Consider the following 12,142-nt stretch of genomic DNA (forward strand, 5'->3'; position numbering starts at 1 on the left):
GCATGGGCCCGTTCCCTTTTGAAGGTGAAGAAGACCCCGATACCATTAACGCGGGCAAACAAACCATTACCATGCTGCCCGGTTCGGCCGTGTTCGATTCGGCGATGAGTTTTGGCATGATACGCGCTAAAAAGGTTAATCTTACTATTCTTGGTGCGATGGAAGTATCCGAAAACGGCGACATTGCCAACTGGAAAATCCCCGGTAAAATGGTAAAAGGCATGGGTGGTGCCATGGACCTGGTGGCCAGTGCCGATAACATCATTGTAGCCATGCAGCACGTTAACAAAGCGGGCGAATCGAAACTTTTACCGTATTGTACCTTGCCGCTCACCGGGGTACGCTGCGTAAAAAAAATAGTTACCGAGTTGGCTGTTTTGGATGTGTTGCCCGAAGGTGGTTTTAAACTACTGGAACGCGCGCCGGGTGTGAGTGTGGAAGATATTATAGCGGCAACCGCCGGTAAATTGGTAATTGATGGCGATGTGCCGGAGATGGTAATTTAATTGTTGGCTCGGCTATCCAATAACTCCCTTAACTCTTTACTGATCTCTTCTGTGACCGCGATGATATCATCGGGTACTTCAGTATTGTTGATGACCACCTTATGGCACTCAGTTTTAAAAGGGAGCAAATAATCCTTGTAGGCAGGCACTACGTGGTTAATCCATTTATACATCACGTCATCGCTCGAATAGCCACGTTCAACCAAATCGCGGTGCAGGCGTCGTTTCAGGGCAACGTCTTCCTCGGCATCAACAAATATTTTCAGGTCGAGCAGGTCGGCAATCTCACGAAAGTGCATAATAAAAAGCCCCTCAACTATAATGATCGGGGCAGGCTTTATCTCCAGCATTTTTGGTTTGGCATTGGGGTTGCCAAAAGTGTATTCCTTCTTGGTAAAGCTTTTGCCTTCAATTAGTTTGTTGATATCGTGCAAGAAAAGATCATTATCAATGGTATGGGGCAAGTCGAAGTTATAAAGCCTGTTTTCCTCGGGCGTCATATGGTCGGCAACGGGTTTGTAGTAATCATCCTGCGATACCAGGCACACCTCTTCGGCTTTAAAATGTTTTAAAAAGCACTTTAAAAAAAAGGTTTTGCCCGAGCCGCTGCCACCGGCAATACCCATGATAAAAGGTTTACTCATTTGGCGTGCCATAGCTTAGGGTAACATGAAAGCGTTTGTCTAAGGCACCAAGGGCATCGGCCACACTTTTTGTCATCACTACTATCGCGTCTTTTGTGCTTTCGGTATCGTTTATGCGCCCAACAACCCTGGCAAAGGTGGTACGGTTGGTCATTGGGTTGGTTATCTTTATTACGGTGCCTATAGGGGCTGTGCGGTGCAGTATAATCTGTTTGTTGGAGTTCAGGTCGGGGTCATCTGTCCAAACGGCAACGCCTCTTTCGTCTTTTTCCGACAGGCCATAACGGTTAACAGGTACGTGCCTGCCCGAACTGTCCATACTATCAGTATAGGCAACCGCAGTCGAGTCGCGTTTTGCAACAATAGGCTGTTGAACTATTGGTTGTTGTATAACAGGTGCCTGGACGGGTTTTTCAACAGGTTTTTGAGATTCGGCTGAAGGTGGCATTGACCTAACCAACAAAATTTGCCCGGGGGTTACCGTGGTCGATTTCAGGCCGTTTAAGCTGGTAATGTCATCCACTGTAGTATTAAACCTTTTTGAAATGCCATACAATGTTTCGCCTGCCGATACCTTGTATTGCGTGGTTGAAGCAGTGGTTTCGGAAACGGGTATTTGTGTTTGCGGTTTATTGACCGGTTTTTGTACAGGCTGATAAGTAGTGGTTGGCGGTTGCACCGCAGGTTTGTATATAGCAGCCGGATTTGTTTTGGCAACAGGCTGATCGGTAAAAGGCAGATTGGTCGGAACTTTTATCACTTCTCCGATATCCATTTTGGCGCCTTTGTTAAAATCGATAATAGCCTGCGGGCTGACATGGTACCGACGGCCCACTGAATAAAAATTATCTTTTGGATCGAGTTTGTGCAGTATTACCTTTTTGCCATTTTGGTTCTCAACACCTATAGAGTCAACCACACAATGCGCGAAAACTGAACCTGAAAATATTAAAATGGGGAAAATGAGCAGCAAAAATTTAAAATTCATGGCGTATTTTAAAGCATTTATAAATTTAAAACCTTTAATCCGGTTGTGTTTTTAATGTAGATCAGCCTGTTTTGGTATACTATGAACGACTCCGGTTGCAGTTTTTGTATGCCTTCGTTCAATAAATCGTCATATACCACCTCGGTACCATTGCTTATCATAAGCACCTGTTTTAGCAGGCTGTTGTTAAGCAGGTGCAAAGATACAATTCTAAAACTATTGTGCTCAAAATAATGGACATTACCTGTTAGTTGTCCTTCGGGTAAATTGAACTCTTTGGGTATATAGTTAATAATATCAGGGATGCCAATCTCCGGTACCTGGTCAATGTCGATCAGTTTATCATATGGTCTTAAAATACTTCCAGTTACGGCATCTGCCAAAAACAGTTTTTTCGGCTGTATTTGCGTGTTATAAACTATCGGGCCGTTAATGCTGATGTGATGGATAGCGTTATTATAATCGGCCCAAAGTGTTACGCCGGTTTTACCATCAACTGCTGTTATGCCTTTGTGTGCGGGGCTTTGAGCCGATTGGTAACCATGTAAAAAAAGTGTTCCACGGAAACTGCCGGCTATACCTGTGAGCCATTTTTCGGGCAAAACCAAATCTTTAAAATTGGTAATACCATTGTTAAGATCAATAGACGAAAATGTTACTTCGCGGCCTTCTGCGCTCCGTGTCTCAACAAACAGCCTATCCATATCGTAATCGATAATAAATTTCCAGATTTGTCCATGAAATTCTAAGTTGATAAATGGCTGTAACATCATGTCTGCAAATATGGCAATTTAGTTTTGAGCGGGAAGACTACGACTCTTTAACTAAAAAAGAAAAACCCTGTAAAAGAAAAACCCTGTCCGGTCTGAACAGGGTCTTTTATATACTCGAACTTCCGACTCAAATCAAAATTTCATCCCAAAAGTTACAAAAGCATTGTTGCTGGTTTTGTTCAAACTGGCAACAGGTGCACCGCCTGCATTAATGGTATAAGGCGATACTTGTTGAGTGCCGTTAACATTGGTGTAAGTTAAATCGATGTAATAGGCTAAAAATCTGTACCCAATACCACCGCTGATGGTGTTGATATTGGTGCCGTAGTTTTTAACCGGGTCGCCTTGTATGCCATAACCTGCGCGCAGGTACAGGTCGCTTTCCAGTTTAAGCTCCCCGCCTACGTGTATATTGGCGGTCGATTTATAGTTCGTTTGTATATCATGGTTATCTGCACTAACATTGGCTGCTGGGTAGCCGTCGCCCGTTGATGTGCGGATAGACGAGTAATCCACATATTCAATATCGCCGGTAATAAAACCCGAGTGGCCTAAAAAGACGGCAACACCGCCGCTTACCCTTAAAGGGGTATGGAAGCTATAGGTTGTTTGATAATCTGAGGGTCCACTAACAGCAGTACCAACTGCGCCGCCGCTGTACACGGTGGTTAAACCTTCGGCATAATCATCCTGCATGGTGTACCAGGTAGGGCTGGTGAAAGACCCGCCTATGCGTATCTCATCAATGGGTTTGTAAATAAAACCGGCCCTCAGGTTAAAACCTGTACCATTGGTGGATTCGACTTGCGAATACGAAGAATTGAAATTTGCAACCACCGGGTTGTTGTTTTGGTCTAGAATATTGGCGCTGCCAATTTCATTAAAAGTTTGCGACAAGGTGTACCTGATGTTGGCTACACCCAGCCCGGCGCCCAGGTATAATTTGTTGCTATAGTTGCCGCCAACTGCAAAACTAAACTCGGTTTGGCCCCCCTGCCTTATAGTATTGTCCGATTGGATTACGGGTTGGTTTGGTGCCCCGTGGCCTGTGTTAAACACGTTGCTCAAATAACCACCGCTCGAGTAAAGGTCTATTAAGCCGTTGCTATAGGCAAAGTCTTGCAGGCTGCCACCATTGCCATTAGGGTCAACGCCTTGTGTATTGGCGAGGTCGGCAAAATAGTTGGTTATCGAATTGCTTTTATTGGTGCCCTGATAATTGATATTCTCATAAAAATCGCTCGATCGGTTATACCCAACCCCGAAATTTAAACTTAACCAGCCTTTCCCTTTATCGGTACCGGCGGGCGTATTTAGTTTGGAATAAAATACCACCGAAGCGTTGTTGAAATTGAGGGTGTTGCTATTTGAATTGGTTGATTGCCCCAGATAAGTACCATTTACGCCTGTCGAATTAAATTCCGGAGTGATGCTTCCTTCGGTGTGGGTAAAGAACCCTATACCTGCGGGGTTACCGCTAACGGAGCTTAAATCGCCTCCAATTGCTGTACCGGCATTGCCTATAGCTTTAATACGGGCTGTTGCGCCGGGCTCGGATAATGAATAACGAAGAACGTCTTGCGAAAATTGGGCAAAGCCCGTTTTTGTAATGGCTACCATAGCCAATACGATTAACAGATATTTGATTTTCATTGAGGATGTGTTATTAATAGATGTATAAAAACCGTGTACCATTATGATAAACGCAGAAGTACACGGTTCTTATATGTTAGTGTAATTATTTTAAGGCCTAACCGGTCTTCCACCCCCGGATGAAGAGCCCGACGAAGATGAACCCCCGGATGAAGAACCTGAGTTATTGTTACTTGGCGGTGGTGTATATTGTTGCTGTTGCGGTGTGTATTGTGGTTGAGGCTGTACAGTTTGGGTACGTGCAGGGCGCTGGGTTACAACCTGACCGTTGTTGTTGGAACCCCCAACTACCGATGTACGAACCGGCCTTGCTGTTGTTGGTGGCGGATAACTGCCGGCGGTGCCATAGCCTGTATAACCTGTACCTGTGTAGCCAACAGTTGAACCAGGTAAACCTGAACCGCGGTAAGGCCTGTTAGGCGCAAAGGTTGTGTATGATGGCACGGTGTTGTAATAAGAATAAGGCCCCCAATATGATGAGCCTCCATAACCATAAACCGGGTTATAATAGCCGAATGGGCTGTAAGAGTAATATGGATTATAGCCATAAAACGGGTTGTAGCCAAAGGCGCCGTAACCGTAACCCAGCCCAATGCTTAAGCCGGAGTAATACGGGTTAAATGGATTGTACCCGCCATAAAACATGTCGCTGTAATATGATGATCCATAGGGCGAATAGCCGTAAAAACGGTTTAAGCGCGCTTCATAGCTATCGTAATAGTAATAATCGTCGTTTGTGGCGACAGGAGTGGCGTAATTATCCTCGCGATAAGTTTTTGGTTCGTTGCTGGCATAAACTGGCGCATCGCCGGCTTTTGCCTGGGTAAAGTAAACATCGTCTTCAACTTTTGTGGAGGCTAATTTATTTTGAGTAGAACAGGAACTCAGCGCCAAAGCACTAATAAATAGTATTCCTAATGTAATGTTCCGTTTCATTTTTAATTGGTTAAAAGTAAAAGTTCAAATAAAGTATAAATTTATAAATTTGGCGTCAATAATAAAATAACGTATAAGTCATATTTTCAATACACATTATGAGCAAAGGGATCATTAGTAAAGACGAGGATTATTCGCAATGGTTTAATGATCTGGTTATAAAAGCCGACCTGGCAGAACATTCGGCAGTAAGGGGTTGTATGGTTATCAAACCCTACGGTTACTCCATCTGGGAAAAAATGCAGGCAGCGCTCGATCAAATGTTTAAAGATACGGGGCATAGCAACGCGTATTTTCCGCTTTTTATTCCAAAATCATTCTTTTCGAAGGAAGCCAGCCACGTGGATGGCTTTGCCAAAGAATGCGCGGTAGTTACACATTATCGCTTAAAGAACGATGGCAACGGCAACATTATTGTGGACGAAGACGCCAAGCTGGAAGAGGAACTTATTGTTCGCCCTACATCGGAGACTATCATCTGGAATACCTACCGTGGCTGGATACAATCGTACCGCGATTTGCCACTACTCATCAACCAGTGGGCCAATGTGGTACGCTGGGAAATGCGCACCCGTTTGTTTTTACGCACCACCGAATTTTTGTGGCAGGAAGGCCATACCGCCCATGCCACCGCAGAGGAAGCTATTGCCGAAACCGAGCAAATGCTGAACGTTTACGCCGATTTTGCCGAGAACTGGCTTGCCTTACCGGTGATAAAAGGACGCAAAACAGCCAACGAACGTTTTGCCGGAGCATTGGATACCTATTGCATCGAAGCTTTGATGCAGGATGGTAAAGCGCTGCAAGCTGGTACTTCGCACTTCCTGGGTCAGAACTTTGCCAAGGCTTTTGATGTGAAATTTGCCAATAAAGAAGGCAAGCTCGATTTTGTTTGGGCAACATCATGGGGCGTATCTACCCGTTTAATGGGCGCGCTGGTCATGGCACACTCGGATGATGCGGGTTTGGTATTGCCACCCAAATTAGCGCCTACGCAAGTAGTTATCGTGCCGATATTCCGCAGTGATGAGGAATTGGCGCAGATATCGGAATATGTAACCGCTCTGACCAAAGAACTGAAAGCAAAGAACATCCGCGTAAAATATGACAACCGCGATACCCAGCGCCCCGGCTTCAAATTTGCCGAGTACGAGCTGAAAGGTATCCCGTTGCGTGTTGCTATTGGTGGCCGCGATTTGGCTAACGGAACCGTTGAGTTGGCCCGTCGCGATACAAAAACCAAAGAGACCGTACAGCAGGCTGGTTTAGCTGATGTGATAGATAACCTGTTGGTGGAGATACAAGCCAACATCTATCAAAAGGCGCTAAACTTCCGCAACGAGAACACCCGCGAAGCCAACAGCTACGAGGAGTTTAAGAAAATGCTGGATGATACCCCGGGCTTTATATCAGCACACTGGGACGGCACACCCGAAACCGAGGAACGCATCAAGCAGGAAACAAAGGCAACTATACGTTGTATACCGTTGGATAATAAGTTGGAAGCCGGAACCTGTATACTATCGGGCAAACCGTCAATACAACGAGTACTGTTCGCAAGAGCGTATTAATTTTTAGTCCATAGTCAATGGTCGATAGTCCATGGCTATGAACAGTATTTTTTTACTATGGTCTATGGACTATCGACTATGGACCGTGCTAAAAGCATAACAGATGAAATTTGCAACCAAGGCCATACATGCAGGGCAGGAGCCCGATCCAACTACCGGCGCGGTGATGACGCCCATATACCAAACATCCACCTACGCGCAAAAGTCGCCGGGCGATAACAAGGGGTATGAGTACTCTCGCGGAACAAACCCGACCCGTAAGGCTTTGGAAGATTGCTTTGCTGCTTTGGAGAATGCCAAGCATGGCCTCGCTTTTTCGAGCGGTTTAGGTGCTACCGACGCGGTGATGAAACTGCTGCTGCCCGGCGATGAGGTGATTACCGGCGACGACCTGTACGGCGGCTCATACCGCATGTTCACCAGGATATTCGCCAACTTTGGTATCAGGTTCCACTTTATCGATATGTCGGCACCCGAAAATATCCTGCCATACATCAACGATAAAACCAAATTGGTTTGGATAGAAACGCCGACCAATCCCACCATGAAAATTGTGGATATTGAAGGTGTTGCTAAGATTACTAAGTCAAAGAACGTCCTGCTTTGCGTGGATAATACCTTCGCATCGCCATACCTGCAAAACCCGATGGACCTGGGTGCCGATATCGTGATGCACTCAGCTACCAAATACCTTGGCGGACATTCGGACGTAGTAATGGGCGCTTTGATGATGAACGACGACGAACTGTACAAAAAACTGTGGTTCATTTACAACGCTACCGGTGCCACACCCGGCCCGCAGGATAGTTTCCTCGTTTTGCGCGGCATCAAAACCCTGCACCTGCGCATGAAGGCCCATTGCGAAAACGGCCGCAAAGTAGCCGAATACCTCAAAAAACATCCTAAAATCGACAAATTATACTGGCCCGGCTTCGAAGATCATCCTAACCACGCGGTGGCCAAAAAACAAATGCGCGATTTTGGCGGCATGATCTCCTTCACTGTAAAGGGCGCAACGTTGGAAGATACCTTTAAACTATCATCCAGATTCAAAGTATTTACCCTCGCCGAATCGTTAGGTGGCGTGGAATCGCTCATTAACCACCCGGCCACCATGACCCACGGCTCCATACCCAAAGAGTTGCGCGAAAAGGTCGGTGTGGTCGACAGCCTGCTGCGCCTCAGCGTTGGGATAGAAGATATCGATGATTTGCTGGAGGATCTGGAACAAGCATTGGCTTAGTATTGAGTACAGCGTATTGCGTAATGCGATAAAAAACAGGTGCATATGAAGACGTCGCAATACGCAATACCCGATACGCAATACGCTCTCAAAGCCTTCCTCGACGCCAAGGTCATCCAATACAACCAGCCCGGCTTCATCCCCAACGACCCCATCTGCATCCCGCACCTTTTTACCAAAAAGCAGGATATCGAAATCATGGGCTTTTGGGCAGCAACACTGGCCTGGGGACAGCGCGTAACCATCATCAATAAATGCAAAGAACTCATCAGCCTGATGGACGGCGCGCCCCACGATTTCATCATGAACCACCAGGAGCCCGACCTCAAAAAGCTGCTCCAGTTTAAGCACCGCACCTTTAACGATATCGATACCCTTTATTTTATCAGCTTCTTCAGGTATCACTATGAAAAGTACGAGTCGCTGGAATCGGCATTCTTATCACAACCCGTAACGCGTAACAAACAACCCGCAACCGAAGCATCACTCAACCACTTCCGTTCCTATTTCTTCTCCCTGCCCGACTACCCCTCCCGTACCCGCAAACACGTATCCTCACCATTGCAAGGTTCCACCTGCAAGCGGCTTAATATGTTCCTCCGCTGGATGGTGCGAAAAGATGACAAGGGCGTCGACTTCGGTATCTGGAACCATATCAAACCCGCCGAACTTATCATGCCCTGCGACCTGCATGTGGACCGTGTGGCCCGCAAGCTCGGCCTCATCACCCGCAAACAAACCGACTGGCAAACAGCAATCGAACTAACTGAACGCCTGAAAGAGTTTGACCCCATCGACCCTGTTAAGTACGACTTCGCCCTGTTCGGTTTAGGGATAGAGGAGAAGTTTTAACACACCGGCTCAAAATCGCCTATGGGTAATTATGGGTATACAATGCATGTTCAAACGCCCCCTTTCTTTCTTAACGCTTTGCACTCCGCTTTGCGAAACATATGGGTAATTATGGGTATTAAAAAAACACATGTTCCTCCCGATAACCATCGGGATTACATCTCCCGTCTCCCATAACAGCCTATGGGTATTTATGGGTATTGAAAAAACTTTTTATTTCACTTTCGCCGATATTATCATCAATCATTTTAGCCCAACGTCGCCCTTTTTATGGGTAAATATGGGTATATAAAAAACGCCGAAAATTCAACCCTTTCGCTTATACAAAAATACGAAAAATCGATTAAACTTCCTCCATTCAGCCACCCACCACTGCACCAAAATATATCCACCACCGAATAGTCTAACATCCACACCGCCGTCAATAATTGTAAATGCAAATAACCATAGGTTGATATTTATTAACCCTTGGTAAATAAATCGGGATGTTTTCCACATATCTATGCCCTTGTGGGGCAAAGTGGATAACCTTTTATCACAACATAAAACTTTGGCATAAGCATTGCCATATTCCAAATAGCCTGCAATAACTGTATAAAGCTAATAACCTGCTTGTTATGGTGTGTGCAGGTGTTAAAAATCATCATCATGGATACGTACAGAGAAATAAAAAACAACCTCACCTGGCATAACGAAGGCAAGTTTGAGGTAGAACTGGTGAACGGCTTGATCACCAAACTAAACTTTTGTGAACCGGGCAAGGGCCCGCACGATACCGGGCAATGCCTTACATCAACCAATTTTAAATTTTTGCAGGCGGTATATCACAGCCTTGGCGATCTGTTCACTTTTATCGAAGAAGAGAACAAACGTTTGGGATACAGCTACTCGCGCGAGGTAGGGATACAGCATAACGAAATGCAGATGTTGACCAATGAGCACACCGAAGCCAAACTGAGACCATTGATCAACTACGATCACGAAGAAGAAAATGACACACAAATTGCCGACGGTAAACTAAGGGACATAGGATAAAGATTTACTAAATTGCCGGTATGATTTCGGACGCAGAAAACGAAGGTTCGGCATTGGAGCTGCAACGCTTTTTGGCGGGGAAATCAGCCCATACGCTCCTTCTGTTCCATCATTTTATCGATGCATGGAAAGCTGTGGGCCCAATTACCGTGCTCCCCGCCAAAACCATGATAGGTATTGCCACTCCGCGTAAGCGAGTGGTGTATATCACCCAGTTAGGCAAAAACTTTGTCCATGTGGTATTTCCGTTCAAACAACGATATGATGATAACCTGTGCTTCCAAAAAATAGCCCAGGTACCCGGCGATGTGCAATGTAACCATCACTTAAGGATATTTTTGCCCGAGGACGTGAATGAGGAAGTGCTGTATTACATGAGGCTGGCTTATAACTCTTGATAGCTGATAACTAAATATAACGCTAAAGCGCACAAGTGATTTCATTACGCTATCAAAATTAACAATGTCTCTATTCCTGATTCTCGATTCTTGCATCTTTTCGCCTATAGGAACATCCCGCCAAATTCCCGACCTTTGCCCCAATGTCGCAATACGCAAATCGCAATACGCAAATCGCAAAGGAGGATACCATCGTTGCCCTCGCCACCGCCAATGGGATAGGGGCTATCGCGGTTATCCGCCTTTCCGGTCCGGATGCCATTATGATAGCGAACAGCGTTTTTCGTGGGAAAGATTTGACGAAACAGGCCTCGCACACCATCCATTTCGGTAGTATTGTGGATGACGATGTGGTACTGGACGAAGCGCTGGTGTCGCTGTTCATCGCGCCAAGCTCATACACCCGCGAAAACGTAGTGGAAGTATCCTGCCATGGCTCGGCGTATATTATCGAGTCCATCATCAAATTATTTATCAAACAAGGCGCCCGTGGTGCCAAGCCCGGCGAATTTACCTTAAGGGCCTTCGTCAACGGTCAGCTCGACCTGAGCCAGGCCGAGGCCGTTGCCGACCTGATTGCTTCCAATTCCAAAGCATCGCAGCAGGTGGCTATGCAGCAATTGCGCGGCGGTTACAGCAGCGAATTGAAGCAACTGCGTGAACAATTGGTCACTTTTGCATCGCTGATAGAGTTGGAGCTCGATTTTTCAGAAGAGGATGTAGAATTTGCCAACCGTGGCCAGTTAAAGCAATTGGTGGTCGATATCAGCAAGATGATAGGCAAATTGATCCAATCCTTCGAGTTGGGCAATGCCATCAAAATGGGCGTAAACACCGTCATCGCCGGAAGGCCAAATGCCGGGAAATCGACCTTGCTAAATGCCTTACTGAACGAAGAACGCGCCATTGTGAGCCATATTGCCGGCACCACGCGCGATACGATAGAAGAAGTGCTTAACATCAACGGCATTAACTTTCGTTTGATTGACACAGCCGGATTGCGCGAAGCGACCGATACCATCGAAGCCATCGGCGTACAAAAAACCCTCGAAAAAATAAGCCAAAGCGCCCTGTTGCTTTATGTTTTTGATGCTGAGAACATGACAGGCGAAGAGGTGCAACAAGATATTGAAGAATTGCTGCACCCAGGCCTACCGGTATTGGCCGTTGCCAATAAGATCGACCTGCTAAAAAACAGTGCGCTTGCTGCAGACTTTACACTGCCCGAAGAAGTAAAACTCATCACTGTATCAGCCAAGGAAAAACAACACATCACCGAATTGGAACAAGCCATCTACAACAGCGCGGTCCATGGCAAGCTTACCGGCGATGAAACCCTCGTAACCAACATCCGCCACCTCGAGGCCCTCCAGAAAACAGAAGAGGCATTAACCCGCGTACTCAACGGCATAGATAACCCCATTGCTTCCGATTTTTTGGCATTGGATATCAAACAAGCCCTTCACTACCTTGGCGAGATTACTGGCGTGGTTACTACAGATGACCTGCTGGACAATATCTTTTCAAAGTTTTGTATCGGAAA

The 12,142-nt window shown here is 46.1% G+C and carries 12 protein-coding genes; 7 read left to right on the forward strand and 5 right to left on the reverse strand.

Going from position 1 to position 12,142, the window contains the following annotated elements; genetic code table 11:
• A partial coding sequence (locus QZX97_RS11370) for a CoA-transferase (protein WP_295654963.1) occupies nt 1-506 on the forward strand: 506 nt, incomplete at its 5' end.
• On the opposite strand, the gene QZX97_RS11375 is transcribed toward QZX97_RS11370, so the two are convergent.
• From QZX97_RS11375 to QZX97_RS11395, 5 genes are all read right to left on the reverse strand, one after another.
• The gene (locus QZX97_RS11375; RefSeq protein ID WP_295654964.1) at nt 503-1,150 is read right to left on the reverse strand and encodes a uridine kinase; all 648 of its coding nucleotides are present in this window, start codon (nt 1,148-1,150) and stop codon (nt 503-505) included. The genes QZX97_RS11370 and QZX97_RS11375 overlap by 4 nt on opposite strands.
• A complete protein-coding gene (locus QZX97_RS11380) occupies nt 1,143-2,138 on the reverse strand; it encodes a LysM peptidoglycan-binding domain-containing protein (RefSeq protein ID WP_295654965.1) in 996 nt (331 codons plus the stop codon). Before QZX97_RS11380 ends, QZX97_RS11375 begins: the two co-directional genes overlap by 8 nt.
• A gap of 17 nt (nt 2,139-2,155) precedes the next feature.
• The gene (locus tag QZX97_RS11385) at nt 2,156-2,911 is read right to left on the reverse strand and encodes a DUF4905 domain-containing protein (protein ID WP_295654966.1); all 756 of its coding nucleotides are present in this window, start codon (nt 2,909-2,911) and stop codon (nt 2,156-2,158) included.
• A gap of 132 nt (nt 2,912-3,043) precedes the next feature.
• Nucleotides 3,044-4,564: a hypothetical protein gene (locus tag QZX97_RS11390; RefSeq protein WP_295654967.1), complete on the reverse strand. Its 1,521-nt coding sequence runs from the start codon at nt 4,562-4,564 to the stop codon at nt 3,044-3,046.
• 90 nt (nt 4,565-4,654) lie between these two features.
• The gene (locus QZX97_RS11395; RefSeq protein ID WP_295654968.1) at nt 4,655-5,500 is read right to left on the reverse strand and encodes a hypothetical protein; all 846 of its coding nucleotides are present in this window, start codon (nt 5,498-5,500) and stop codon (nt 4,655-4,657) included.
• 98 nt (nt 5,501-5,598) lie between these two features.
• Here QZX97_RS11395 and proS point away from each other — a divergent pair, with 98 nt between their 5' ends.
• The 6 genes from proS to mnmE form a co-directional block, all read left to right on the forward strand.
• The gene (proS, locus tag QZX97_RS11400; RefSeq protein ID WP_295654969.1) at nt 5,599-7,071 is read left to right on the forward strand and encodes a proline--tRNA ligase; all 1,473 of its coding nucleotides are present in this window, start codon (nt 5,599-5,601) and stop codon (nt 7,069-7,071) included.
• 103 nt (nt 7,072-7,174) lie between these two features.
• Nucleotides 7,175-8,314, forward strand: coding sequence for a cystathionine gamma-synthase (locus QZX97_RS11405; protein WP_295654971.1), 1,140 nt, complete (start codon nt 7,175-7,177; stop codon nt 8,312-8,314).
• A 45-nt stretch (nt 8,315-8,359) separates the two neighbouring features.
• Nucleotides 8,360-9,166: a TIGR02757 family protein gene (locus QZX97_RS11410; RefSeq protein ID WP_295654973.1), complete on the forward strand. Its 807-nt coding sequence runs from the start codon at nt 8,360-8,362 to the stop codon at nt 9,164-9,166.
• Between the two features lie 648 nt (nt 9,167-9,814).
• Nucleotides 9,815-10,201 carry a hypothetical protein gene (locus QZX97_RS11415; RefSeq protein WP_295654975.1) on the forward strand — a complete coding sequence of 129 codons (387 nt, stop codon included), beginning with the start codon at nt 9,815-9,817 and terminating at the stop codon, nt 10,199-10,201.
• A 20-nt stretch (nt 10,202-10,221) separates the two neighbouring features.
• On the forward strand, nt 10,222-10,599 hold the full coding sequence (locus QZX97_RS11420; protein WP_295654977.1) for a DUF5655 domain-containing protein: 378 nt from the start codon (nt 10,222-10,224) through the stop codon (nt 10,597-10,599).
• A gap of 143 nt (nt 10,600-10,742) precedes the next feature.
• Nucleotides 10,743-12,142: tRNA uridine-5-carboxymethylaminomethyl(34) synthesis GTPase MnmE (gene mnmE, locus QZX97_RS11425; protein WP_295654979.1), on the forward strand; the 1,400-nt coding region annotated here is incomplete at its 3' end.

It is taken from the genome of uncultured Mucilaginibacter sp. (assembly GCF_903893715.1).
Lineage (GTDB): Bacteria > Bacteroidota > Bacteroidia > Sphingobacteriales > Sphingobacteriaceae > Mucilaginibacter.

What these genes read in the sequence shown, in the direction of transcription:
- QZX97_RS11375 (WP_295654964.1), bottom strand. Translation starts at nt 1,150, where the DNA reads ATGAGTAAACCTTTTATCATGGGTATTGCCGGTGGCAGCGGCTCGGGC.
- QZX97_RS11380 (WP_295654965.1), bottom strand. Translation starts at nt 2,138, where the DNA reads ATGAATTTTAAATTTTTGCTGCTCATTTTCCCCATTTTAATATTTTCA.
- QZX97_RS11385 (WP_295654966.1), bottom strand. Translation starts at nt 2,911, where the DNA reads ATGATGTTACAGCCATTTATCAACTTAGAATTTCATGGACAAATCTGG.
- QZX97_RS11390 (WP_295654967.1), bottom strand. Translation starts at nt 4,564, where the DNA reads ATGAAAATCAAATATCTGTTAATCGTATTGGCTATGGTAGCCATTACA.
- QZX97_RS11395 (WP_295654968.1), bottom strand. Translation starts at nt 5,500, where the DNA reads ATGAAACGGAACATTACATTAGGAATACTATTTATTAGTGCTTTGGCG.
- proS (WP_295654969.1), top strand. Translation starts at nt 5,599, where the DNA reads ATGAGCAAAGGGATCATTAGTAAAGACGAGGATTATTCGCAATGGTTT.
- QZX97_RS11405 (WP_295654971.1), top strand. Translation starts at nt 7,175, where the DNA reads ATGAAATTTGCAACCAAGGCCATACATGCAGGGCAGGAGCCCGATCCA.
- QZX97_RS11410 (WP_295654973.1), top strand. Translation starts at nt 8,360, where the DNA reads ATGAAGACGTCGCAATACGCAATACCCGATACGCAATACGCTCTCAAA.
- QZX97_RS11415 (WP_295654975.1), top strand. Translation starts at nt 9,815, where the DNA reads ATGGATACGTACAGAGAAATAAAAAACAACCTCACCTGGCATAACGAA.
- QZX97_RS11420 (WP_295654977.1), top strand. Translation starts at nt 10,222, where the DNA reads ATGATTTCGGACGCAGAAAACGAAGGTTCGGCATTGGAGCTGCAACGC.